The sequence below is a fragment of the Streptomyces sp. TG1A-60 genome (genome assembly GCF_037201975.1).
GTDB lineage: Bacteria > Actinomycetota > Actinomycetes > Streptomycetales > Streptomycetaceae > Streptomyces.
Map to the genome: position 1 here is coordinate 5,770,193 of NZ_CP147520.1, position 24,881 is coordinate 5,795,073.

General features: G+C 73.1%; 19 protein-coding genes and 2 pseudogenes. 5 read left to right on the forward strand and 16 right to left on the reverse strand.

Annotated features, from left to right (window positions below; translation table 11 throughout):
• Positions 1–46: 46 nt before the first annotated feature.
• The 10 genes and pseudogenes from WBG99_RS24955 to WBG99_RS25000 form a co-directional block, all read right to left on the reverse strand.
• A complete protein-coding gene (locus tag WBG99_RS24955; RefSeq protein ID WP_338898436.1) occupies positions 47–652 on the reverse strand; it encodes a hypothetical protein in 606 nt (201 codons plus the stop codon).
• Positions 612–1,451, reverse strand: a complete 840-nt coding sequence (locus tag WBG99_RS24960) for an FkbM family methyltransferase (protein ID WP_338898437.1) — start codon at positions 1,449–1,451, stop codon at positions 612–614. Before WBG99_RS24960 ends, WBG99_RS24955 begins: the two co-directional genes overlap by 41 nt.
• Positions 1,448–1,696, reverse strand: coding sequence for a Trm112 family protein (locus WBG99_RS24965; protein WP_338898438.1), 249 nt, complete (start codon positions 1,694–1,696; stop codon positions 1,448–1,450). Before WBG99_RS24965 ends, WBG99_RS24960 begins: the two co-directional genes overlap by 4 nt.
• Positions 1,693–2,610, reverse strand: coding sequence for a hypothetical protein (locus tag WBG99_RS24970; protein ID WP_338900482.1), 918 nt, complete (start codon positions 2,608–2,610; stop codon positions 1,693–1,695). Before WBG99_RS24970 ends, WBG99_RS24965 begins: the two co-directional genes overlap by 4 nt.
• 21 nt (positions 2,611–2,631) lie before the next feature.
• Positions 2,632–3,423, reverse strand: coding sequence for a class I SAM-dependent methyltransferase (locus tag WBG99_RS24975; RefSeq protein WP_338898440.1), 792 nt, complete (start codon positions 3,421–3,423; stop codon positions 2,632–2,634).
• Positions 3,423–4,919, reverse strand: coding sequence for a condensation protein (locus WBG99_RS24980; protein WP_338898441.1), 1,497 nt, complete (start codon positions 4,917–4,919; stop codon positions 3,423–3,425). The genes WBG99_RS24975 and WBG99_RS24980 overlap by 1 nt, the downstream gene beginning before the upstream one ends.
• The gene (locus tag WBG99_RS24985) at positions 4,916–9,337 is read right to left on the reverse strand and encodes an alpha-(1->3)-arabinofuranosyltransferase (RefSeq protein WP_338900483.1); all 4,422 of its coding nucleotides are present in this window, start codon (positions 9,335–9,337) and stop codon (positions 4,916–4,918) included. The genes WBG99_RS24980 and WBG99_RS24985 overlap by 4 nt, the downstream gene beginning before the upstream one ends.
• Positions 9,334–10,011, reverse strand: coding sequence for a class I SAM-dependent methyltransferase (locus WBG99_RS24990; RefSeq protein WP_338900484.1), 678 nt, complete (start codon positions 10,009–10,011; stop codon positions 9,334–9,336). Before WBG99_RS24990 ends, WBG99_RS24985 begins: the two co-directional genes overlap by 4 nt.
• Positions 10,012–10,178: 167 nt before the next feature.
• Positions 10,179–11,329: pseudogene (locus WBG99_RS24995) on the reverse strand (glycosyltransferase family 4 protein).
• Between the two features lie 238 nt (positions 11,330–11,567).
• Complete coding sequence (locus tag WBG99_RS25000) at positions 11,568–12,545, reverse strand: DUF3068 domain-containing protein (protein WP_338898442.1); 978 nt, start codon at positions 12,543–12,545, stop codon at positions 11,568–11,570.
• Between the two features lie 198 nt (positions 12,546–12,743).
• On the opposite strand from WBG99_RS25000, the gene WBG99_RS25005 reads away from it, so the two are divergent.
• The 4 genes from WBG99_RS25005 to WBG99_RS25020 all read left to right on the forward strand — a co-directional run bounded on the left by WBG99_RS25005 (position 12,744) and on the right by WBG99_RS25020 (position 16,159).
• Positions 12,744–12,896: a hypothetical protein gene (locus WBG99_RS25005; RefSeq protein ID WP_338898443.1), complete on the forward strand. Its 153-nt coding sequence runs from the start codon at positions 12,744–12,746 to the stop codon at positions 12,894–12,896.
• A 3-nt stretch (positions 12,897–12,899) separates the two neighbouring features.
• Positions 12,900–14,141 carry a helix-turn-helix domain-containing protein gene (locus WBG99_RS25010; protein WP_338898444.1) on the forward strand — a complete coding sequence of 414 codons (1,242 nt, stop codon included), beginning with the start codon at positions 12,900–12,902 and terminating at the stop codon, positions 14,139–14,141.
• A 381-nt stretch (positions 14,142–14,522) separates the two neighbouring features.
• Positions 14,523–15,296, forward strand: coding sequence for an IclR family transcriptional regulator (locus tag WBG99_RS25015; protein WP_338898445.1), 774 nt, complete (start codon positions 14,523–14,525; stop codon positions 15,294–15,296).
• Positions 15,293–16,159 (forward strand): SMP-30/gluconolactonase/LRE family protein, encoded by an 867-nt coding sequence (locus tag WBG99_RS25020; protein ID WP_338898446.1) that lies wholly within the window; start codon positions 15,293–15,295, stop codon positions 16,157–16,159. Before WBG99_RS25015 ends, WBG99_RS25020 begins: the two co-directional genes overlap by 4 nt.
• Before the next feature lie 185 nt (positions 16,160–16,344).
• On the opposite strand, the gene WBG99_RS25025 is transcribed toward WBG99_RS25020, so the two are convergent.
• The 4 genes and pseudogenes from WBG99_RS25025 to WBG99_RS25040 form a co-directional block, all read right to left on the reverse strand.
• A complete protein-coding gene (locus WBG99_RS25025) occupies positions 16,345–17,685 on the reverse strand; it encodes a pyridine nucleotide-disulfide oxidoreductase (protein ID WP_338900485.1) in 1,341 nt (446 codons plus the stop codon).
• 91 nt (positions 17,686–17,776) lie between these two features.
• The gene (locus WBG99_RS25030; RefSeq protein WP_338898447.1) at positions 17,777–19,114 is read right to left on the reverse strand and encodes an MAB_1171c family putative transporter; all 1,338 of its coding nucleotides are present in this window, start codon (positions 19,112–19,114) and stop codon (positions 17,777–17,779) included.
• A 7-nt stretch (positions 19,115–19,121) separates the two neighbouring features.
• Positions 19,122–19,829, reverse strand: a pseudogene (locus tag WBG99_RS25035) (toxin-antitoxin system, toxin component); the annotation flags it as partial.
• Positions 19,829–20,452 (reverse strand): transcriptional regulator, encoded by a 624-nt coding sequence (locus WBG99_RS25040; protein WP_338898448.1) that lies wholly within the window; start codon positions 20,450–20,452, stop codon positions 19,829–19,831. The gene WBG99_RS25040 and the pseudogene WBG99_RS25035, both read right to left, overlap by 1 nt.
• Positions 20,453–20,695: 243 nt before the next feature.
• Between WBG99_RS25040 and WBG99_RS25045 the strand changes: the two genes are divergently transcribed.
• Positions 20,696–22,210 carry an alpha-N-arabinofuranosidase gene (locus WBG99_RS25045; RefSeq protein ID WP_338898449.1) on the forward strand — a complete coding sequence of 505 codons (1,515 nt, stop codon included), beginning with the start codon at positions 20,696–20,698 and terminating at the stop codon, positions 22,208–22,210.
• A gap of 123 nt (positions 22,211–22,333) precedes the next feature.
• On the opposite strand, the gene WBG99_RS25050 is transcribed toward WBG99_RS25045, so the two are convergent.
• Together WBG99_RS25050 and WBG99_RS25055 are read right to left on the reverse strand one after the other, a co-directional pair.
• A complete protein-coding gene (locus tag WBG99_RS25050; protein ID WP_338900486.1) occupies positions 22,334–22,840 on the reverse strand; it encodes an ATP-binding protein in 507 nt (168 codons plus the stop codon).
• Positions 22,841–23,118: 278 nt separating this feature from the next.
• Positions 23,119–24,798, reverse strand: coding sequence for a histidinol-phosphate transaminase (locus tag WBG99_RS25055; RefSeq protein WP_338898450.1), 1,680 nt, complete (start codon positions 24,796–24,798; stop codon positions 23,119–23,121).
• Positions 24,799–24,881 lie beyond the last annotated feature (83 nt).

Below are 24,881 nucleotides of genomic sequence, written 5' to 3' on the forward strand. Positions count from 1 at the left end.
GGCCTCGGACCGGGACGGGGACGACATCGCAAGCCCTGACCCCCGCTCAGGCGATCCGCTGCAACAACCCCCACGTGAACTCCGCGACGCACTCCCGCCGCACCCCCCGCCGGTCGGGCGCGACAAAGGCCAGCCCCCACCGGGTCGGCGCCGTCCCCTCCAACGGCCGCGCGGGCACGAAGGCCCGTGCCACCTCGTCGACCGTGCAGGACCAGGGCGTCAGATCCTCCAGAACCCGCGGCTCAGGCCCCGTCGCCCCCGGTGCCCGTACCAGCCACTCGTTCCACACCGCCCCGTTCGGCGCGAGCAGCACCTCGAAGCGGAGGTCCGGCCACAACGGCACCGACCACAGCCGGGCCTCGCAGTCCAGGTCACCGATACGGCGCCGGGCCACGGTCTCGGGCGCGCCCAGGACCGACCGGTACCGGGCGGCCGAGCCCCGCGCCCGGGGCGACCGCACCATCGCCTGCCACCGCTTGTTCGCCTCGCGCATCTGTGCGAGGGAGACGCCCAGTTCACGCCGGGCCTCGTCGACGAGGTCCGGGTTGTGGTCGGCCATCCGGCGCAGCAGCACGAGCTGGAAGTCGAGCGGCGTGAACGGGCCGGAGGGCTTATCGGGGCCGGGGCGTTTCGGGGAGGGCATGCGGTCCATCGTCGCGTACGGCGCCGGACGCGGGGGCCGGCTCACCCGGACGGCGCCCGTCCGGCAGGAACAGCACCGAGTTGACGTACCGGGGGCCGGCGAACGGCAGGACGCGGCGGAGCAGCCCCCGGGACGCCACGTACGACGTACGCGCCTGGTGGGCCTCCAGGACGGCCGGGTCGAGGCGGAGCCAGGTCCCGGCGGGCAGGACCCAGCCGGCGTAGCCGAGGCCGGCGAGGAGGTCGACGACCGGGGCGATCGGCTGGATACGGGACTCCAGCTCGACGAAGAGGGCCGGGCGGTCGCGGGCGAGGAGGCCGGACGCGCCGCGCAGGACGGCCAGTTCGTTGCCGTCCACGTCGATCTTGACGAACCCGACGTCCGTCAGGCCGAGACCGTCGAGGGTGACGCAGCGGACGTCCAGCGCGCGGGCGTGGATGTCCCGGCGGACCAGCGACGACACGCCCCGACCGCCGTCGTCGCCCGGCGGCAGCCAGAGTCGGGCCGTGCCCGGCTGGTCGGAGGCGGCGGCCTCGACGACGCGGACGTTGGCGGGGGAGGTGGAGGTGAGCAGCCGGGCCAGCCGGGGCACCGGCTCGACGGTCACCACGCGCCCGGCGCGCCCCGACAGCCGGCGCGTCCAGGGGCCGTACCAGCCGCCGACGTCCACCGCCGTGCCGCAGCCGGGCGGGCACAGTTCGTCGAGCCGGGACAGTTCCGGCTCGAAGCGCGGGTAGACGAGCCGGGCGGCCACGGCGATCACCCGGTCCGGCAGGAGCGGCGCGAGCCGTGCGGCGAGGGTGGTCAAGAGCTCGCCCTTCGGAGAAGTTCCTGGAGTTCCTGGTGCTCGTCCTCCGTCACCTGTTCGCCGGACGACGGCAGCAGTTGCGGAACGCCGTCGACGATCGGGTAACGACGGTGCAGTCTCGGGTTGTAGAGCGACTGCGACGCCTCGGAGGCGTCCGATCGCTCCTTCTCGCGGACCACCAGGTGCAGCGGGCCCTTGTCCAGCGGGCACGCCAGGATCTGGAGCAACGGGTCGTCGGGATTCATGGCGGTGTCAACTCCTTGGCGGAAACGGGCTGTCGGGGTGGCGCGGACGGGGGACTGTCGTGCTTGGGCATGCTCAGCAGCACGGCGACCGCCAGTACCGTGCCCGACAGCCGCAGCGTCAGCCGCAGCGGATCGTCGGGCAGCGACTCGCCGAACGACAACGTGCCGAGCACCGCCGTGAACAGGCAGGTCACCGTCGTACAGACCGGCACGATCAGCGAGGCCCGGCAGCGCTGCAGCGCCGCCTGCGACATCACCAGACCGAACGCGCCGGTGAAGAGAAGGAGATACGGGTACGGGGAGCGCAGCAGGCCGACCACCGTGTCCCCGAGCCCGCCGACGGTCAGATAGCTCGACACGCCCTTGATCGCGAGCGAGCTGACGCCGTACAGCAGGCCCACCGCCACGCCGTACTCGACACCCGTCGTCGGCAGCCGGTGCCGGTGCCGCGCGCGCCGCTCGGCGGACCGGTACAGCCCCACACCCGCCGCCAGCGCGGGCAGGCAGATCGTCAGGACCAGCGCGTACGGCGCCTGACGGCTGACGGTGTCGGAGCTCTCGTCCAGCGACAGCACCACCATCAGCAGCGCGGCGAGGATGGCCCCGAGGGCGAACCGCTCCCGGCCCGTGGTCTGCTCGCCGAGCAGCCGCGCCGAGAGCAGGACGAGCAGCACCAGCCCCGACACGAAGATGCCCTGGGCGGCGGCGATCGGCAGCGTCCGGTACACGGCCAGCTGCGCGGCGAACCCGGCGGCCAGCGACAGCGAGCCCGCGATCCACAGGGGGCTGCCGACGACCAGCCGCAGCAGCCGCACGGGCTCCCGGACCGTCACCTGCGGCATCGCGGTGAGTGCCCGTTTCTCCAGGACGAATCCGGTGCTGTACAGCGCGTTCGCCAGCAGGGCCGCGGCCACTCCCCACCACATCGTCGCCCCCTACGTCCGTCGGGTCGTGCGTGAGGCCGGCGGGGCGGGCCTGCGCGCGTGCAGCAGCAGGATCGACGCGGCCGACGGGGCCGCGCAGGCCAGCCGGTCCAGTGGACGCAGCGGGCGTGGTACGCCGTGGAAGGGCGCCCCGCGAAGTCGTACGACCTCGAAGCCGGACGCGGCCACGAACTCCCTCAGCGCGCGGGCGGTGTAGAGCCGCAGATGGCCCACGACCTCCGTCCCCGGGCGGCCGTGGATGCCGCGCAGGCTCACCTCCGAGAACACCGGCTGGACGCCCGCGAGCAGCAGCGCGCGGTTGTACCAGGCCGCGAGGTTCGGGGTGGAGAGCATCAGATGGCCGCCGGGGCGCAGGACGCGGTGGATCTCGTCGAGGGCCGCGTCCGGGTCCACCAGGTGCTCGATCACCTCGCTGAACAGGACGGCGTCGGCCGACTCCGACCTGAACGGCAGCCCGCCGTCGGCCAGTTCGCCGCGGACCGCGTGCGGGATGCGGGTGCGGGCGCGTCTGAGGGCGTCCTGGGACCAGTCGACGCCGATGACGCGGTGGCCGGTGAGGAGGGGGGCGGCGGTGGCCGCGGCGGTGCCGTCGCCGCAGCCGATGTCGAGGACGGTGCGGGGCCCCGCGGTGACGGCCGGGCCCAGGGCCGCCGCCAGCATGCGGGCCTGGGCGAGGCTGCGGGGGGTGCCGGAGGCGACCGGCACGGACGGGTCCTCGTAGAAGTCCCGAAGTCCTCCTCGGGGCGCATGAGCCGGGGTGTCGGGGGGTGTCGTGGCCGGCATCACTCGGGGTCCTCTTCCGTCGCGTGCAGGTAGTGCTCGAAGAGGTCGCGGAGGTGGGCGCCGTCGCCGTGGCCGAGCAGGGCCCGGGACCAGCGCAGGGCCAGGTGGAGGCGGCCCGCCGTGGAGGCGGTCGTGACGGTGAGGCCGCGCGGCATGCGGGCGGGGGCCGAGAACCACACGGCGTGGGCGCGGCCGGCCTCCTCGCCGAAGTCCAGCGCGTACGGGACGCGGCCGATGTTGCTGAGCAGGGTGGTCGACGTCCACGGCGCCGCCGCCCTGCGCAGGCCCCGGGTGAGGGCCGCGCGCCAGGCCACGGGAACCATGGGCGCCGTCAACAGGGATGCGCCATGCCCCAGTTGGGGCTTCTGAAGGGACTTCAGGGTGCGGGTGCGTTCCGCCGTGCGGCGCAGAAGGGTGGGCAGGGGGGTGCGGGCCGGGTCCACCTCGCTCGGCGAGAAGGGGACTTCGACGAGGCGGGTACCGTTCCCGATCGGCATGTCCGTGTCCCTCGTGCGGTCGTCCACGGGCATCGTGATGCGGAGGGGGCGGGGGCGGGCGCCGTGTTCCCGGTTCCAGTGGGCGAGCATCAGGGCCGTGGTGACCATGAGCTGGTCGTTCACCGTGTACGGGGCGGACCTGGGGCGGCGGGGGACGGGGAGTTCGGTGACGAGCAGGCCGTTGCCGGGGGAGGGTTCGGGGGTGCCGGGGGCCACTCGGGCGGGGCGGGCCCAGTGGGAGGGAGGATCCGGCTCGGCCGGGGCCGCTTCGTCCGGTGTGGCGGTGCGGCCGGGGCGGACGGGTGGGGCCGTGGCGGAGTTGTCCTTGCCGCCGTACAGTTCCGCCGCGGTGGCGAGTATGCGGAGGCAGGCCGGGCCGTCCAGGGCGGTGTGGTTGATGGTGAGGACGAGGACTGTGCCGTTGCCTTTCGGACGTCCGGGGGTGGTGTCGGCCGGGGGGTCTTTCCGCTGCTCGGCGGTACGAGGCGCCGCCGTGCCCACCCGTGCCGCCCCGGCGGCGCCGCTGTCCGCGGCCGGGACGGCGGAGCGGGAGGCGTGGCCCACGTCGTCGCGGGCCGCGCTGCCCACCGCCGGCCCGGCCCCCTCCACCACCGACAGGCGGATCGGTGGGGACATCGACAGCGGGGGCGCCTCCACCAGGGCTCTTGTTCTCGCGTCCCGCAGGGCGTGCGGCCCGGCCGGCGGAAAGGCCACCACCTCGGTTTCCGGCTCCTTGGTCAGTTCCCACTCGTAGCGGCGGCTGTACCAACGGCCCGGGACCTCACGCATGAGGATGCGGGGGTGGCGGTGCAGGGCGCTGGTGAAGGCGGCGCGCAGGCGGTCGGGGTCGAGGCGGCCGGGGAGGTGGACCTCGATGTGCACGGTCTCGGGTTCCTCCTGCTGGAGGCAGTGCCGGGACACCTCGTCGACCACGGGGAAGGGGACGCGGACGGACCCGTGGGCGGCTTCGTCCCGTGCGGGGTGGTGCAGTGCGGTCATGCCCGCTCCTCCCTTCCCGTGCCGCCGTCCTCGCCCGGCGGCGTCGCCTTGGACTGCGGCTTGGTGAACCGGGTCCGCCGGGCCGGGGTGTCCGGCTCCTCGTGCGGGGAGCCGGGTCCGCGCGCGGAGATCGTCGGGCTCGCGAGGGATCCGCCTGCTCCTCCCGGTCCGTCCGGTCCGCCGTTCGGCGTCCCGTCCACGCGCCTCCGCCGCGGCAGCGGCTCCGTCGGCTCCTCCGCGCCCGGCGGTGCCTCGAACCGCCGCGTGGAACCGGGGCGGTCGGACGGGGACCCGACGCCCGCACCCACGCTCACGAGTGCCGAGAACAGACCGGTCAGCGCGAGGAGTTGGGCCACATGGCCGAACGCTCCCTCGTCCGCCGCGACCGGCTCTCCCGCTCCGAGGGCGGCGGCGAGGCCGGCGCCGGCCAGGGCCAGGAAGGCGATCGGCACCAGCAGGGTGTGCCGTTTCCAGGCGAGGAGGGCCAGAAGGGGGACGAGGAGGGCGAGGAAGCCCGCGATGACGATGCCGACGAGGGTGAGGGCGATCGTGCCCAGCCACAGTCCGGGGCCCGGCGGGGCGGGCTGCGGCTCGTCGGGGTTGGGCTCCTGGCGGCGCCACAGGGCGAGGCCGATGAGGACCGCGAGGCCGACGCCGGCGCCGATCAGCCCGGCCTCGTACGTCACGGCCGGCTCGTACGACAGCTTGACGGTGCCGCCCGAGCCGCCGGGGACGCGCCAGCCCTGCTGCCAGCCGTCGAGCCGTACGGGCGTGAGTTCACGGCCGCCCAGCGTGGCCTTCCAGCCGTCGTTGAAGTTCTCGTACGTCGTCAGGTAGGAGGCCGCGCCGTCGCCGACGGTGACCTCGCGGCGGTCGCCGAGCCAGTCCCGTACGCGGAGGTCACGGCCGGTGGCGGTGGGCTCGGTGACCGTGCCCCGGGTGAGGGTCACGGTCGTGACGGCCAGGGCGCCCGAGTCCTCGGACTCGAAGGTGTGCCGGTCGGCCGCACCGAGCTCCAACTCCGCGTTCTCGCGGTCGTCCTGGCAGAGGGTCAGGTCGACGGGGCGCCGTTCGGCCAGGTCCCGTACCGTCCCCCGGGCGCTCGTCTGGTACGGCGTCCCGTCGACCTCGACCACCGGGCCCTCGCCGCACGGGAGCTCGAAGTCCCGGGTCGGCGCGGGCTGCGGGGTGCGGAACTGGTCGAGGGCCGGGACGTACGCCTCCGTGAGGCCGACGGGGAGTTGCAGGTCCTCGTCGGCGACGGGGTTGTGGACGGTCAGCGGGGCCGTCTCGGTGACGGTGATGTCGAGGCGGTCGGTCGTGATCGGGTCGAAGCGGACCCAGCCGTTCTCGTCGACACCGGCGATGGCGGCGCCGTCCGGTGAACTGATCTCGACCTGCGTCGGGCGGGTCGACAGACCGCCCGCCGGGGCCAGGACGAGCGAGCTGATCGGCCACTTGTCGCCCCAGCTCAGATGGATCGTCGGCTCGTCGCCCGCGATCCACGCCGTCGTCAGGTCCCCGTCGGTGAGGTTGCGCGGCGAGAGGGACGCCCCGAGGGAGGCCGTGGAGTCGGCGGTCGCCGTGATCCGCGCCTGCTGCTCGGGGGCGACCTCGTACAGCAGCTTGTCCAGCTCCTCGCCCGGTACGGGGACGGCCGTCGCCTTCATCTCGTACGACCCCGCCGTGGAGGTGGCGAAGACGCGGTGCAGCCCGGGTTCCGTGCCCGTGGGGGACAGGCCGGTCGGATCGGCGGCCCGCTGGAGCGAGACCACCTCGGCGGAGGCGGCCGTGACGTCGGGGTCCCGGGTGTCCGTCGGCAGCCGCAGCATCCGGGTGACCTCGACGCCGGGGATGTCGATCTCGGAGAAGCCCGCGCCGACGAGCCCGGTGTGCCGCTCGGCCGAGTCGAGGATCGTGATCTTCAGCCAACCGCTCTCTCCGGGACGGGCGTTGACGGTCTGCGTGGAGCCGTCGGTCCGGAGGTTCGTGGAGCGCGAGCCCCGCTCGGTCTCCACCTTGATCCGGGTCGGGGCCGACCGGACCCCGTCCCGCGGCAGCGGTGTGACCTCGAACGTCTCCGGGATGTCCTGGCCGCCGTCGAAGTCGATCCGCAGCCACTGCCCGTTCGCCGATCCGGCCGAGCCCTCCGCCCAGGCGGTGCTCCGGTCGCCGTCGAAGGCGTTGACCGGATCGTACTGCGGCAGATGGAACAGCCAGTTGCCGCTGGTGGACGCGGTCACCGACTCGGCGCCCCGCAGCCGCGCCACCGTCTGATGGTCGAGGCCCGACACCGGCAGGATCTGTTTCGGCTGCTCACCGGGGTTCTGCACGCTCCCGCTGGGGTTCCGCTCGTCGGCCGTGTACGTGTACGACGTGTTGGCGTTGACCAGGCCGAAGCGGGTGTCCGCGCGGCGCAGCCCGTCACCGACCACCTGCACGGCCGGGGTGCCGAGGCCGGGGTGGTTGTCGCCGGTCAGCACGGTGGCGCGGTCCCGCAGCTCCGGGTCGGCGGCCAGCGGCAGCAGCGACTCGGGGCCGCCGGAGACGACGGCGGTGTCGGCGATCGCCTTCAGCCCGGCCTGCCCGGGACGCGGCACGCCCTCGGCGGGCCGGTAGATCTCGACCGCACGCTGCCGCGCGTACAGCCCCTCCACCTGGAGCGGGGTGCCCTCCGCGATCCGCCCGCCGGTCATCACCGGTCCGAGCCCCGTCACCCGCTCGTACCCGGACTGCTCCAGGGTCCGCTTCACGGTCGTGGTCGGCACGTAGCCGATCTGGTCGGGGTCCAGGTCGTTGCGTACGACGACGTAGTACAGGCCCGCACGGCTCAAGTAGTCGGCCAGGCCCGGGACTTCGCCGCCGGTCAGCAGTGCCTGCTCGACGGCGTCCATCGCGCGCCGGTTGCCGGCGGTGCCGAAGGGGACGTAGTCGCGCTGCGCCCAGCGGGACTCGGCGAGCACGTCGAGCGGCTGGTCGACGGTGGTGCCCCAGGTGTGGATGCCGTGCGCGGTGGCCGGCACGACCAACGCCCGCGAATCCGGGGAGTTCTTGTCCAGCCAGTCGGCCGTGGCCTGCCAGTACCGGGGCAGCTCCTGGAACGAACCCGGTTGCAGCACCGATCCGTTGAGATACGGCCACAGCAGCCCGGGGACGACGAGGACGGCCGCGACGAGGGGTGCGAACCGCCGCCCCCGCACCCGACGGGCGCCACGCGACTGCGCGGCCACCCCCACCAGATGCGCGAGTCCCAGGACGAGCGCCAGCGCCAGCCCGGTCTGGAACTTGTAGATGTTCCGGAAGGGCGCGAGGCCCCCGTTCAGCCAGTCCTGGACCACCCCGTGGAAGGGTGCCCCGAACGCACCGCCGTACCCGGCGAGCGTGATCAGCGCGACCACCAGCACGGTCAGCACCAGCCACCGCCGCTCGGGCATGTCCCGTCGCGCGAGCCCGGCCAGACCCAGCCCCGCGGCGAACGCCGACGCCAGGATCACGACGACGGACGCGGCGACGCTCCACCCGGCCGGCAGCCAGGGCTCACCGAAGTTCAGATACGCCACCCAGTTACCGGCGCCCCGCAGCGCCTCGGTGGCGGACATGGTGGCCGTCGTGGTCTGTGAACTCTCCACGTAGGGAAGGAAGTTCTCCCCGTGGATGCCGAGCAGCAGCAGCGGGACCACCCACCACGCGGTCGCCAGGATCACCCCCGGCACCCACCAGGCGATCAGCCTCCGCTGCCGTGTCCCCGGCGTCCGGGTGAGCAGATACAGCCCCACGGGCAACAGCGACGCCAAGGTGGCGGCGGCGTTCACCCCGCCCATGAACGGAATGACGAGCGCCGACCTCAGGGCGGCCACCCGCGCGCCGTACCGCTCGTTCGTCAGCGGCAACAGCACCCACGGCAGGAAGGCCCCCGGCAGCGCGGCGGCCGACGTCGACCCGACCACCGTGGTGAACACGGGCCACAGCGCGTAGGCGACGGCGGCCGGCAGCCGTGAGGCGGAACTCCCGACCCCCAGCCGCTCGGCCAGCCGCAGCGCACCCCAGAAGGCGACCGACACGATCAGCGACAGCCACAGTCGCTCCGCGAGCCACACCGGCAGTCCGACCAGATCGGTCAGCCCGTAGTACGGCAGCATCGGCCACAGGTAACCGACGTACTGGTCCTGGATCCCGCCGAACCCGCTTCGGTCGTGCCACAACTGACCGAGGTCGGAGACGAACTGCCAGGGGTCGGTGGTGACCCCGAGCTTGGTGTCGAAGGTCTGCCGCCCCGGCTGCGCGGCGACCAGCAGTACGAACACCACGGCCCAGAACCCCAGCAGCCAGCGCCGCGACCGAGGGCCCTCGGGAGGCCTCCCGGTCGTGCCCGCCGGTCGTACCGGCGCGGGAGGTGGAGCCTGGACCGTGCTCGTCATGGTGGACACCGCCGGAGGATGAGAAGGAGGTTCCAGGTGGCGAACTCGCGAAGTCCCGGCGCTTTCACGACGGTCTCCGCGAGAAACGGCCAGTAGCGGGAGCGCGCCGACACGACCGTCACGTCGTCCCGGCCGCGCACCTGCCGCAGAGTGCGTCCGATGTGCACGGCGAAGAGGTTCTCGCCGAGAGTGTGCTTGGCGTCCTGCCCGGTACGGCGCCGATAGCGGGCCCGCGCCCGCTCCGCGCCCAGGTAGTGCCACGGCGCCCACTCGTGCCCGCCCCAGGGGGACAGCCAGTTGGTGAACGACACATAGATCAGCCCGCCGGGCCGCGTGACCCGCACGAGCTCGCTGATGAAGGTCGGCGGATCGGCGACGTGCTCCAGCACGTTGGAGGTGAAGGTGACGTCCGCGACGCCGTCGCCCAGGGGGAGGAGGTACCCGTCGGCGACGACTGCCCCGTCCGGCGGCTTCGCCCCCAGCTCCCGCGGATCCGGCTCGAAGAGATATGCCCGCGCTCCGCGCCGCCGGAACTCCTCGGTGAAGTACCCGCTCCCACCGCCGACGTCGACGATGGTCCGCCCGTCGACCGGACCGCCGTAGGCCTCGACCTGGTCGACGGCGTCACGAGCGAGCAGGGAGTAGCAGTACTCGGGATCGTCCTGCTCCCGCATGAAGGCCCGGAAGAGGGTGAGGGAGCGCCGCAAGGAGGGATCCTTCACGGCCGCCGGTCCGCTTGCGGGGCGCGGGGCCGTGACCTGTGCGGCTCCGCCGCGTGGGCGCGGCCGGCCTTGACGGTCCCGCAGCCACCGACGCCCCTGCGAGGCATCCCGCTTCGCGCTCACGGAGTCCAGCCCCGCACCGCTTCCGCGGCCACCGCCCGGAACTGCCGCACCGTGTGCCCCCAGCGGTAGAGCGCGGCCCGCTCCCGCGCGGCCTTGCCCATCCGCACCCGCCGATCGGTCGACAACGCCAGCGCACACCAGGCCGCGGCGAACGAGGACTCCCCCGGGCCAGCACCCCGGTCTCCCCGTCCACGACGGAATCCCGCAGGCCGGGCACATCGAAGGCGACCGAGGGCGTCTCCCGCACGGCGGCCTCCGTGACGACGAGCCCCCACCCCTCGACGGCCGAGGGGTGCAGCAACAACCAAGCGGCGCACAGCAGTCGGTGCTTCTCGGCCTCGGAGACATGCCCGGCGAACTCGACACCGGGCCCGGCCATCGCTTCCAGCCGTTCCCGTTCGGGCCCGTCACCGACGATCACCAGCCGCCCGCCCGTGACGGGGCGCACCCGTTCCCACAGCCGCAGCAGCAGATCGATCCGCTTGTACTCGACGAGCCGTCCCACCGCCACGAACAGCGGCTCGGGAGACCGTTCGGCGCGAGGCCCCGGCTCCTCGACTCCGTTGTGCACGACCCGTATCCGCTCCCGCTCCACGCCGATCGCGCGGAGCGCGGTGGCCGTGGAGGAGGAGACCGCGACCATCAGGTTGCGACGTTGCGCGGCGGTGAGCGCCCAGTGTTCGAGTCTCCGGCCGAGCCGCGCGGCCGGCGCCAGCGGGCCGCCGAACCGCAACTGCCACAGGTCCGTGTGCACATGGTTGACCAGGCACAACGTCGGACCGTGGTGCCAGAGCGGCGCGAGATAGGGCATGCCGTTGCAGACCTCGACGAGGAGGTCGCAGTCGCCGACCTGACGGGCGAGGGCCGACCTGGCGCGCAGATGGTGGCTCAGATCCCCGCCCGCCGACACGACCCGGTAGTCGCGGAAGGCGGCCGGGCCGCCGCACACCAGGGTGACCTGGTGGCCGAGTCGGGTCAGGCCTTCGGCGAGCCGGTCGACGAGGAGCTCGGAGCCCCCCGCCGCCGGATTACCGAGGTCACGGCGGGCGAGAAAGACGATCCGGCGCGGCTGCGGGGGGACTGCCGGCCGGTGCTGGTCGAGGCGTGGAAACGCCTCGACCAGCGAGAACGGCACGTGCTGGGGCATGGGTGCTCCAACTCGTCTCGGGGTGCGGAACTCAGCGGGGAGAAGGACGTTCGCTGTGGGGGATGTTCCGGAGGGAGGGGGGGGCCGGGTGGGTCGTCAGGGTCTCGGTTCTCGTAGGTGCTTGTGGGCGAGGTGTGGGTGGGTTGTGCTCAGGTGGGGTGGACAGTTTTCGCCCAGCGGTTCGAAGCTGCTACTCACCGGCGTGACAATTTCCGGGGTTTGTTGAGCTGACGCCCTGTCATATCGTGATCGGTTCCTGGGACGACTCGGGCGTATCGGGGCGCTGCCTGCCGCGCACGACCAAAACGGCACCCGTCGCGGCGAGGGCGAAACCGAGCACAGCGGTACCGATCGGCACCGTGCGCCCCACCAGCCGCAGCAGTCCGCTGTCCTTCTCCGCCTGGTCGACCGCGAACTGCTGTGTCGCGGGGGTGAACGCGAGCTTCCGGCTGTCGAGGAGGACCGCCGCGTCCCGGTCCCCGCCGGGCGCGCGCAGGGTCCGGCGGGGACCGGTCTGCGCGTAGACGACCCGGCCGGTGCTCTGGTCGACGACCAGCTCGACGCCGTGGTTGGCGTACCACTCCTCGGCCAGCACCTGTGGCCGGTTCGGTTCGTCGACGAGGGCGCCGGGGACGAGCCGGGTGCCGGTCTTGGTGGCCGGGACCTTCGCGGTGAAGCGCAGCCCGTCGTAGCCCCGGATCTTCTTGCGGCCCTCGTAGTGGAGCGTCACCGTCGCGCCGAGGGTGTTGTCCCACCAGCGGTAGGAGCGTTCCTGCACGTCGAAGGGGAACTTCAGGTACGCCTCGCCCTCGATGTACGGCTTCTCGTCGCAGCAGTGCACCGGCCGGTTGGTCTTCCGGTCGCTGACCCAGCGGTGCGGGGTGAAGTCCAGCGCGTCGTGCGGGTCGGCCGCCGGCAGCGACTTGTCGGTGTCGACCGAGGTGACCACGTCCCACACCGCGGCCCCGCTGCGCTCGCTTTCGGCCACATCACCGCGTACCCGCTGGGTCACGGTGATCTTCTGGTCCGGCACGGTCCTCACCTGCTCCACGTCGAAGACGCTGCCCGTGCCGGTGTAGACGGCGGTCGTGTCGATGTCGATGGGGTTCACCGCGGCCCGTGGCTTCACGTACCACGCGAGCAGGGGCGCGAGGACCAGCAGGAACGTACCGAGGCCCAGCAGGACCAGGGAGAAGGGCGAGGCTGTACGGCGCATCCGGGCACTCCAGGGGCGTTGGGAGGTGCGACTCGGGTAGACGTGCGGAAGGGGCGACGTCAAGGGGGGAATGTGCGCGTGACGTATGGGCCGGGAACCGTAGGCGGAGTCTTGACGCAGTGTCAATGCATTGCCGACACTGAGCCTGCGGGGTGCCCTGGGTGGGGACGACCTTTCGATGGAGAGGCTGACCCTGCGATGTCCAGACTGCTCGCCGCCGCGCTGACCATGGTGGCCGCCGCCGCGCTCGCCGTGGGGGCCGCGCTCGGCATCGTCGCGCTGCTCGACGCGACGCCGGACCAGCCGAACAACCCCCTCATCACGTACGAGACCACCGGCCGGGAGCGCTGAGGCGTGGCCGGAGGCCCGGGAACCGTCACAGTCCGCTCCGCCTGGCACGACGTGCCGCGCCCGCAGGTGCGGGAGTTCGCCGCGATCGCCATGGCCGAGGCCCCCGCCCTCGCGGAGGAGATCCTTCGGGAGATCCGCCGCGAGTACCCGCACCTGCCCGTCGTCCTCGACGACTCCGGCGAGCCGATGGCCCTCATCGGTATCCGCCGTGCGATCGAGGTCTTCGTCCAGCACCTGGAGACGGCGGAGGGCCGGCCACGCGTCCCTCCCGGCGTCTTCCAGGAGTTCGGCCGCGGCGAGGGCCTGAACGGCCGCAGTCTCGACTCCCTCCAGGCGATCTACCGCCTCGGCGTACGCCTCGCCTGGCGCCGCTTCGCGGAGATCGGCCAGCGCGTGGAGATCCCGCCGCCCGCGATGTACGAACTCGTCGACGCCGGATACGAGTACCTGGACGGCCTGGTGGACCAGTCGGTGCGCGGCTACGCGGAGGCGGCGGCCCGGCAGGCGGGCGAGCGTCTGCGACTGCAACGCCGACTGACGGAACTCCTCCTCGCCGAACACCACCGGGGCGACCCGGCCGACGCGCTCAGCGAACGCGCGGCCCGGATCGGCTGGGCCCTCCCGGAGAAGGTCGCGGTCGGGGTCCTGTTGCGCCCGGCCCGTGAGGCCATGGCCCCCGCAGTCGGTCAGGGCGTCCTGCTCGACATGGAGTACGAGCGGCCGCGCATGGTCGTCCCCGAACCGGACGCCGCCGGCCGCCCCGAACTCCTCCACCGTGCCCTGACCGGCTGGTCCGGTGCGATCGGCCCGCCGGTGCCGCTGGCCGACGCGGCGAAGTCGCTGCGCTGGGCGGAGGCCGCGGTGCGCCTGATGGAACGCCGGCTGCTCCCCGGCGGCGAGGTCCTGTACTGCACCGAGCACACCGAGGCCCTCGTCCTCCTCCAGCCCGAGGAGCTGATCGACGACCTCGCCCTGCGCTGCCTCGCCCCGCTGGCCCACTGCGGCCCCACCCACGGCCGCCGTCTCGCCGAGACCCTGCTCGCCTGGCTGGAGACCCGTGGCGGTGCCCCCGAGATCGCCAGCCGGCTCGGTGTGCACCCGCAAACCGTCCGGTACCGCCTCCGCCAGATCCGCGAACTCTGGGGCGGCGAGATCGACGATCCCGACCGCCGCTTCGAACTGGAGCTGGTCCTGCGCGCGCAGCGACTGCGAGGGGAGCTGGGAGACCCGCGCGGCAGACGCTGAAGGGCGCGCCCCGCGCGACAGACGCCGAGGTGTCCGGTGTCACGCGGGCCCGGCCCGGCAGGAGCCCGCCCCGCGCGACAGGCACGGAGGCTCCAGGACGGGCCTCGGCCTGACGGATGAACCCGCCGAGCGTCCGCGGCGCCGAGAGGCCCCCGCCCGGGGCGGCCGTCGCTCCCACCGTCCGCGCTGCCCACCCCGCTCCCCCGAGCCCCTCACTCCGCGGAGGGGCACCGCCCGCCCACCGGCTACGGGAACGCCGGAGGTTCCCGGCCATTGCCCGGTCATGGGCACTATGACTAGCCTGTGTTCGTTATGCCGATCGACCGTTGAAATTTCGAACACCCACCGCAGACACCGCAGACACAAGGGAGGGGGCCGACCGTGGGACGCCTAGTACCTGCCGTGACCCGGGCGCTCGACATATTGGAGCTCTTCCTGGACGGGGACGGCACACTCTCCGCCCCCGACATCGTGCGCAAGCTCCAGCTGCCGCGCACCACGGTGCACGAGCTGGTCACCACGCTCGCCGCCCGGGGGTACATCGTCCCGGTGCAGGGGCAGCCGGGCCGCTACCGCCTCGGGGTCCGCCCGTACCAGCTCGGCAGTCGCTACGCCGAGCAGCTGGACCTGGCCGCCGAGGGCCTGCAGGTCGCCCGGTCCGTCGCCGAGACCTGCGACGAGACGGTGCACGTGGCGATCCTGGAGTACACGGACGTCATCTATATCGCCAAGGTGGACTCCACTCACGCCGTGCGCATGGTCTCCGCCGCGGGCCGCCGCCTCCCGGCGCACTGCACCTCCGTCGGCAAGATGCTCCTCGCCTCCCTTCCCGAGGTCGAGCTGAGCGCCCGGATCCCGGACGACGCCGACCTGCTCGCCATGACCCCCAACAGCATCACCGACCCGGCCGCCCTGCGCGAGGCCCTGGCCCGGATCCGTGAGCGGGGTCTCGCCGTGGAGAACCGCGAGTCCAACCCGGACGTCTCCTGCGTCGCCGCCCCGGTCCGCGACCGTACGGGCAGGGTCGTCGCGGCGCTCTCCATCTCCGTCCCCATGATCCGCTGGAGCGACGAGCGCCGCGTCGAGCTGGAGCAGCTCGCCGTCAAGGGTGCCGCGGAGCTGTCCGAGCGCCTCGGCCACCGGAGCGTGGCATGAGCGCGTACACGGACTTCGAGATCGCCGTACGGGAGTACGCGACCCTCGGCGAGGGCCCCACCTGGGACGCCGACGCCCAGCGGCTGATCTGGATCGACATCCTCGGCTCCCGGGTCCACACGTACGACCCGGCGTCCGGCCGCCGCACGGTCCTCGTCACCGAACAGCACGTCGGCGCCGCCAAGCCCCGCGTGGGCGGCGGCCTCGTCCTCAACCTGCGGGACGGCGTCGGGCTGCACGACCCCGACGGCGGTTTCCGCTGGCTGCACCACGAGCCGGTCCCCGGCCGCCGCGCCAACGACGCGGCCGTCGCCCCCGACGGCTCCCTCTTCGCGGGCACCATGCGCTACGACGAGGCGCCGGGCGGCGGCACCCTGGCCCGCTTCACCGCCGGCGGCCTCGCACGGACCGTCCTCGACGACGTCGCCGTCAGCAACGGCACCGGCTGGAGCCCGGACGGACGGCTGATGTACTACATCGACTCGCCGACCCGCCGGATCGACGTCTTCGACCACGCGGAGACAGAGGGTGGCCGGTTCCCCGCGGACCGGCGGCCGTTCGTGACCGTCGAGGACGGCGCCGGTTTCCCCGACGGCCTCACCGTCGACGCCGAGGGCTGTGTCTGGGTCGCCCTGTGGGAGGGCGGCGCCGTCCGCCGCTACACCCCGTCCGGCGAGCTGGACCGGGTGATCAGTCTCCCCACGCCCCGCCCCACGGCCTGCGCCTTCGGCGGCGCCGACCTCACCGACCTGTACATCACCACCGCCCGCACGGGCACAGAGACCCCGCATCCGCTGTCGGGTTCCCTGCTGGTGGTGCGGGGCGCGGGCAAGGGCTTGCCACAGCCGGCGTTCGCGGGCTGAGCCCCCGGGCCACAGCTCACGTCGGTCCGCCGCGGCGGTCGATCGCCGAGCCCGCCGCTCACCTTGTCTCCGCCGCGGCGACGCGCGACCACGACGGCGCTGTCCGGCGGTGCCGGGCGGGGCGCATGACTCTCGGCCGCCCCCTCGGCCGTCCCCCTCGGCCACGCGCGGCGGCCGAGCGGCGGTCAGATCCCGGCGGCCTTCCGCTCCTCCGCTGTCAGAGGTGCCCCCTCCAGTCTCGGCCGGAGGGGGCCGACGGCCGCCGCGAGCAGGACGCCCGGGGTGAGCAGCGCCGCAGGGCCGCGCTCCAGGGAGGTCACGTCGGTCAGGCGGCGGGCGATGCGGCCGTTGCCGGTGGCGGTGCGGAGCAACCGGTCGACGTACGCGGCCACCACCCGGTCGCGCAGGGCGGGGCCGGTCTCCGTCGCCCCCTCGTAGAACACGTCCTGACCGGTGGCGAGGTCCCAGGCCACGCCCACCGGACGGGCCAGCGCCTTCTGGATCCGCCGGGCCAGACCCGGAGTGCCCCATCCCTGACGCCGGATCACCTCCCGGAGCACGAGGGCGCTTTGGGCGGCGATCGCCATGCCGTGCCCGTAGACCGGGTTGTACACGGCGAGCGCGTCGCCGACGACGGTGAAGTTCTCCGGCCAGCGGGACATCCGCTCGTAGAACCAGCGGCGGTTGGCGGTGGACCGGGTGAACGCCACGTCGCCCAACGGCTCGGCGGCGGCGAGCAGTTCACCGATCACCGGGTGCCGCAGCTCCTCCCGGGCGAACCGAACGAAGTCGTCGTTGTCGGGGGAGGGCTCGCCGCCTCGCGTCCCGGACAGCATGACGATCCACTGTCCGTCCTCGATGGGCACCAGGAACGCCGAACGGCCGGGCCCGGGCTGCCGCGAGTCGGCCTGCACGGCGACGACCGGGAAGCCCCGCCGGGCCCCCTCGGGCGCCCGGTGGACCCGGCTGGCGTACGCGAGACCGGAGTCGATCTCCCGCTTCTCCGGTTCGGGCAGCCCGAGTTCCGCGAGCCACCGGGGCGCACGGGAGGAACGGCCGGTGGCGTCGACGACGAGACCGGCGTCCAGCGTGTGCTCGGTGCCGTCGTCGTGGCGGACCCGGACCCCGGTCACGGCGGTCCCGGTGCCGACGAGCCCCAGCACCTCGGTGCACTCCAGCAGCTCCACCCGGTCGTCGGCCAGGACCGCCGTACGGACGGTCGCGTCCAGCAGGTCCCGACTGGCCAGGAGGTTGTGGTGGGACACGGGCCAGCGCCGGTACCAGCCCTGGGGCGACAGGACCACCATGTCCGTGGTGACCGCCTGGCGGTGCGCCCCGGCCGTCAGCAGCCGCTCGGTGGTGCCCGGCAGCAGCTCCTCCACCGCCCGGGCCCCGCCGGACCACAGCATGTGGGCGTGACGGGCCTGCGGCAGACCACGGCGCGGACCGGGCCGCTCGGGCAGCGTGTCCCGCTCGACGACGGTGATCCGGTCCGCGAGACCGGCCAGGGCACGGGCCGCGAGCATGCCGGCGAGGGAACCGCCGAGCACGACGGCGGTCCGGCCGGCCCGGCCCGGCCGTAACGACCGGGGGGAGGGCCGGCCGGAGGTGGGGCGTTCACTCATGTGCGGGGACACCGCTCTCTGTTGGGGAGGCGACCGCGAGGGCGCGGACCGCTTCGATCTCGACGGGCTGGCGAAGCACCAGGGACACGGCTTCGATGTCCTGGAGCAGGTCCAGGGGGACTCTGGAAACCGCCAACTCGGGGAAGGCCGAACGGTCCGGGGAGGCCGAACGGTCCGGGAAGACGAGGGGCCCGGCCGTGAGCCTGGCCGGTGTCCCGCTGTCGGGCGACCGCTGCCGCGCGGCCACCGCGTCCTGGATCATGACGGCGGCGGCGAGGACCTTCGCGCGGCCGGGCTCGTGGCCGAGGCCCAGGGCGGCGTCGTACGCGCGGCGGCGCAGGTCCTCGTCGAGGTGGCGGGTCAGCCGGAGCAGGGCGTCGCGGATGAAGGTCTCGCGGCGGGTGAGGCGCAGTTCCGGGGTGGCGCGCAGCGCGAACGGGACCCGGGAGTCGTCGACGGCCCGGGTCAGCCGGTACAGGGGCCGCAGCCGCAGGTGGCTCCTCCGCACCCGCCAGCGGTCGTGCAGGTACTGGCCGCCGTGCGGCAGGATGAAGCCGACCGCGATGAAGATGGCCGCCACGGCCACGACGGGCGGCGCCACATGGGTGCTCAGCCAGTCCAGGTCGCGCCCCGTCCAGCGGGCGACCACCGCCGTGAGTTTCGCGGCGTCGAACACCAGGTTGAGCGCGCAGCCGATGCTCAGCGCCCGCAGACCGCCGCGCAGCCACAGGTCGAGGCCGTCCGCGCGGACCCAGTTGCGGATCAGCCGGTAGGTGACCAGACAGGCCGCCGTGTGAGCGACGAGGTAGAGCAGGATCTCCTCGCGCATGAAGGGCGTGGTGGCGTAGTACGTGTCCAGGTCGCGCAGCCGCTCGCGGGGGACGTCCGCCAGCGCGAACAGCACCCACAGGACGACGATCACCGCCGCGTACACGGTGACGACCCGGCGCATGGTCCGGCGGGTCGCCGGCGAGCGGTCGGCCGGGCCGTCGCGCCAGGCGACGATCAGCAGCAGACACGACGCGCAGAACGCGGTGATCAGGGAGTACACCCAGGGTGCGGCGACGTTCGGCACGCCCACGACCCGGTTGGTCCACGCGATGACCGACGGCACCGCGAAGACGAACACGGCGCAGGCGAGGAGCAGCAGCCCGCCGACCGCCCGCAGCAGCGTGTCCCGCCACAGCTTCACGATGCTCGGCAGTTTGATCACCAGGGCGGCGGTCAGCACGGCCGACGGGATCCAGAACGAGATGTACAGGTCGCCGAAGAAGTCGGCGGGACTCACGGCCCCGGTCGTCGTCGCGGGCACGGCCGTCGTCCCCCTCATCCCCGAGCCTGCGATAGCCCAGGGACGCCTGGATGGCCTGCCCGACGGGGCCGGCCGGATCGGCCGGCCCGCCCTGCCCGGTGTCCACCCAGGAACGGAAGGCGGTGGCGAGCCGGTGGCCGAAGTCCTCGGCCTCCTGCTCGTCCGACTCGTGCGAGCCGTTGCGGGCCGCGATGGGCGTCCCGCCCTGCCCGAGCGCGGCCGACAGCTCGGGGGAGAGCGGCGGGAGCCCGGTCGCGGGCCCGCCCGGTTCACCGGACAGTGCGAGCGCGGCGGCGTCCGCGCCCGGCACCCGGTGATGACAGTGCCCGGCGTGCATGTGCCACAACTCATGGCCCAGGATGACCAGTTGCTGCACCGTCTCGGCACGCTCCTCGACGATCACCAGGTCGAAGTCCGGGAACTCCATCCACAGCCCGGTGACCCCGATCCCGTCCGGGAACCGCTCGAACCACAGCTTCACCGGCCGCCCGCCCCGCCGGGCGCTCATCTCCGCGCACAGCGCCGCGCCCAACTCCCTTACGCCGACGGGCGCGTCGAACCTTCCCCGCACCGCTTTGCTCAGCCCGGCGGCCAGCTCACGCATCTCGGCGGTGGACCGGGAGGGCAGCAGCGCGGCACGGGCCCGGCCGGCGGCCCGCCGCAGACCCGCGATCCCCGTGACCCGGGCAACCCGCCCGGCGCGGCGGTCCCTCGCGCCCTCGCCACCGCTCATCACCGGGCCTCCTCCACGTCGTCGACGTCGAGCAACCCTTCGAGCATGACGGCGAGGGCCTCCTGCTTGCGGCGGGTCAGCCGATGGCCGCGCAGCGCGAGCGTGACGACCCCGTGCCGGGTGGCGAACTCGAGCAGCGGCCCGTCGTCCGCGTCGCGCGCCTCGTACTCAAGTGCCGCCAGAACGCGCCCGAGTTCCCGGTTCAGGACGGTGGCGGCCGGGTCGGTGAAGAACCGGACACCCTCCTCGATCCCGAAGAATTCGGCGAGTCGGGTCAGGTCGGGCACGTTCGGCATCTTCCTGCCGAGCAGCAGCTGCCGGGCCCACTCGGGGCTGATCGCGAGCCGCGCCGCGACCTCCTTGCCGACCTCGCCGGCCCGCTTCCCGCTCCGCGCGACATACGCCTCGTGCAGCGCCCGTACCCGCCCGCGCACCCGGTCGTCGACCCGGTCGGCCGGCGGTTCGACCCCGTCGAGCAGCGCCCGCACCTCGTCCTCGCCGAGGGCGGTGCGTTCCGCCAACGCTCGTACGCCGAGGAGCCGGTCCCGGTCGGCACCGGTCCCGGCGATGCGGGCGTCGAGTCGTGTCAGGGTCTCGGCGAGGGTGTCGGGCAGCACGGGCACGCGCCGACCCTACGTGGCCGGGAGCGCCCGCACCACGGGAATCCAACGATCGTTGAATTCCGGAGAACGATCCTTGCGGGCCGTCTTCGGATGTGGGACGCCACACGGGCCCCATTGACGGACAGGTGCGACGACCTTAGCGTCCTGTTCGAGTATGCGAGCGGTGTCCGGTATCTCGAACGACCGCTGCCGCAGAAGCCCGGCACCCCGAGCACCGGCCTCCCGAACACGCGAAAGGGCCCCATGTCCCGCACAGCCAGGTTCACCCTCGACCCCGCCTTCACCGTCGGCGAGGTCAACCCCCGACTTTTCGGCTCCTTCGTCGAGCACCTCGGCCGCTGCGTGTACACCGGGGTGTACGAGCCGGACCACCCGGCGGCCGACGAGGCCGGTCTGCGCACCGACGTGCTGGATCTGGTCCGGGAGCTGGGCGTCACCACGATCCGCTATCCCGGCGGCAACTTCGTCTCCGGCTACAAGTGGGAGGACTCCGTCGGCCCCGTCGAGGACCGCCCGCGCCGCCTCGACCTCGCCTGGCGCTCCACCGAGACCAATCGCTTCGGCCTGTCCGAGTACATCGCCTTCCTCAGGAAGATCGGCCCCCACGCCGAGCCCATGATGGCCCTCAACCTGGGCACGCGCGGTGTCGCCGAGGCCCTCGAACTCCAGGAGTACGCCAACCACCCCGCCGGCACCGCCCTCTCCGACCTCCGGGCCGCCCACGGCGACAAGGACCCCTTCGGCATCAACCTCTGGTGCCTGGGCAACGAGATGGACGGCCCCTGGCAGACCGGCCACAAGACGGCGACGGAGTACGGCCGCATCGCCGCCGAGACCGCCCGCGCGATGCGCCAGATCGACCCCGGCGTCGAACTCGTCGCCTGCGGCTCCTCCAGCCAGTCCATGCCGACGTTCGCCGAGTGGGAGGCGACGGTCCTGGCGGAGACGTACGACCTCGTCGACTACATCTCCCTGCACGCCTACTACTGGCCCACCGACGGCGATTTCGACTCCTTCCTCGCCTCCGCCGTCGACATGGAGTCCTTCATCGAGAACGTGGTCGCCACCGCCGACCACGTGGGTGCGAAGCTCAAGTCCAAGAAGAAGATCAACCTCTCCTTCGACGAGTGGAACGTCTGGTACCTCCAGGAGTGGGAGGACTCCGCCAAGGCCGACCCGCTGAACTGGCCCGAGGCACCGCGCTTGTTGGAGGACAACTACAGCGTCATGGACGCGGTCGTCTTCGGCTCGCTGCTCATCGCCCTGCTCCGGCACGCCGACCGCGTCACCGTGGCCTGCCTCGCCCAGCTCGTCAACGTCATCGCGCCGATCATGACCGAGCCGGGCGGGCCGGCCTGGCGGCAGACGACGTTCTTCCCGTTCGCCCAGGCCGCGAAGTACGGGCGGGGGGAGGTCCTCGACGTACGGGTGGACTCGCCGACGTACGAGACGAAGAAGTACGGCGAGGCGGATCTGCTGCACGCGACGGCCGTGCGGGCCGAGGACGGGTCGGTGACCGTGTTCGCGGTCAACCGGGGTCGCACGGACGCGCTGCCGCTGGAAGTCGCGCTGAACGGCCTGGAGCCGACCCGGGTCGTGGAGCACAGTGTGCTGGCGGACGCGGACCCGGACGCGCGGAACACGTTGGCGGAGCCCGAGCGGGTCGCCCCGCACGCGGGTGAGGGGGCTTCACTTCAGGACGGTGTGCTGAGCGCGGTTCTCGAGCCGCTGTCGTGGAACGTGATCCGGCTGGGCTGAGAGCTGGGCCGGGACTTCTGCCGGCCGGGTGCGGCTTTCCTGTGGCTGCTCGCGCCCCCGCGCGGAGTCGTCCTGTGTGGCGGGTCGGAGGCGGCGTGTCGAGTGGTGGGCGTCCCCTGCGGCTCATTCCAGCCGCACAGCCAACGTCACCTCGGCGCCCGCTCCGCGCCTGTCCGTGGTGACGGTCAGGCGGTCGGTGACCAGATCGGCGAGCCAGAGGCCTCGGCCGCGGCAGCCCTCGGTGAGGCCGGGGAGGAGTTCGGGGATGGCTGGGACGAAGCCGGGGCCGTCGTCGGTGACGCGGCACTCCAGTTCGTCCGGGAGGCGGCGGAGTTCCAGCCGGCCCTGGCCGCCGGCGTGCTCCACCGCGTTGGCGGCGATCTCGCTGACGGCGAGGGTGAACTCGCCGAGCCGTACCCCGCCGAGGCCCGCCGCGGCGGCCGTGTCCTCGACCTGGGCGCGCACCTGGGGGAGGTTCTCGCCGGTGAAGTGCCGTTTCAGCAAGAGCGTCTCGGTGGCGATGCCGGGGGCGTCCCCGCCCGGACCGCCGACCGTTCCGGCTTCGCCGTCCGTCTCCCCACCCGGCGTCACGGCCGCCTCCTCTCGATGGGTGTCGATGGGTCCGGGCACGGGGCGCTGGGCGTCAAGGGCAAACTGCCGCACCTCGCCCACGCTAGCCGTGCTCGCCGGATGAGTACCCAGGAGATCGACCGGACATCGTGCCTGGTCGCAACCGCACGAATCCGACCGAACGGTGATCGTTTCGGTCCGACCTCGGTCGATCGGTTGGCGAGAAACCGGCACACCGGGCCGACGGTGAGCCGCCCGGGGCCGACGGCGGCACGAGGTCGTCACTCCGGGGCCGAGCCGGACCAACCCCGCCCGGCCGGCCTCACCCCCGCTCGACCTCACCCCACCTGGTTGTACACCGCCCCCGCCGCGGGCCACCCCTGCGGCTCCTCCACCGGCTCCGGCTGCGTACGGCCGCGCACCTGGGCGGCGGTGAGGCCCTGGGCGGCGCCCACGGAGCGGCGGTCCTGGGCGGCGGCCGCGAGGCCGGGCATGCCGGTCTGGATGACGGGCTGGAGGCCGGGGGCCGGCATCGAGGCGGCCGGCGCGGCGGGCATCGGAGCCGGGACGGGAATCGGGGCCGGGGCGGGCATCGAAGTCTGGGCCGGGGCCGGGGCCGGGGCCGGGGCCGGAGCCGGGATGGGGGGTGTGAACTGGATGGGGGCGGCCGGGGCCGGGGGCGGGATGGGGGGTGTGAACTGGATGGGGGCGGCCGGGGCCGGGGCCGGGGGCGGGGTCGCGAACTGCATGGAGGACGCGGGGGCCGGGGCGGGCATGCTCATGGCCTGGGCGGCGATGCCCTGCATCCCGGTGCCGTTGCTCTCGCTCATCAGCCGGTCCACGGCCGCCGTACCCGAGCTGTAGCTGGTCCCGGTGCTCAGCTCGGGTACGGCGGCTCCCCTCCTGGACCCGTAGAGAACCGACTCCAGGCCTGACACCAGGCGACGCACGTCCACCTGGGGCCGGACCACGAGTCGCAGGAAGCGACTGGACGAGCCGACCTTGTTGCCGCACTCGCGGACCAGGATCCGGTGCTCGGAGAGGAGCCGGTCGCGGACCACGGTGCCCTCGGCGCCCACGGGCAGGCGCACGAAGAGGAAGTTCCCCTGCGACGGGTACACCGTCAGACCGGGGAGGGCGGAGAGCTGACGGGCCATGTCCAGGCGGTCCCGGCGGACCTGGTGCAGGCTCTCCATGTACTCGGCGCCATGGTTCTTCAGCATGAACACCACGTGCTCGGCGAAGGAGTTGAGGTTCCACTTCGGCAGCATCGAGCGGACCTTGCCGGCGAGCGCCGGGTTGGCGACCAGGTAGCCGAAGCGGATGCCGTGCAGACCGAAGTTCTTGCCGAGGCTGCGCAGTACGACGACGTTGGGACGCATCACCGCGTCCTGCACCGTGCTGGGCTCGGACTCGGCGTCGGCGAACTCCAGGAACGACTCGTCGATGACGATCAGGTCCAGGTCGGCCATCGCGTCCATGAACTGCACCAGTGCGTGCCGGTGCAGAAAACCGCCGTCGGGGTTGTTCGGGTTGCAGATGACGGCGACCCTGGTGCCGCGGGCGCGGATGAACTCGGCGTACTGCGCGAGGTCCAGGGCGAAGCCGCTGGACTCCTGGAGGGGGAACATGTCGACGCGCTTGCCCGTCTCCATCGGCTGGTCGGTCCAGCGGCCGAAGGTGGGGACGGGGACGGCGAGGGACTCCCGGACCAGCAGGTGGTCGAGCCACGTGATGAGTTCGGTCGAGCCGTTGCCCATCGCCACGCACTGCGGCGGCAGTTGGAGCAGGTTGCACAGCTCGGCCGTGATGGTGTCGGCGCTGCTCGGGTAGTACGTGATGATCTCCCGCAGCCTGCCCGCCATCTCGTCGAACATGGCGGGGGTGGGGAAGTAGGGGTTGCACGGGATACAGAAGTCCACCGGTCCCGCACCGTCGCCGCCCTCGCGCGTCAGCGCCGCCATCGAGGGGCTGTGCGCCGTCGTGCTGCGGAACAACGAGGTGACGTTGTCGGCCATGGAACCTCCGTAGGGGGCGGATCCGCTGGGGACGGCCGGATCCGACGACTAAGGGCGGCCCGTGCGGGGAGCACGGGCCGCCC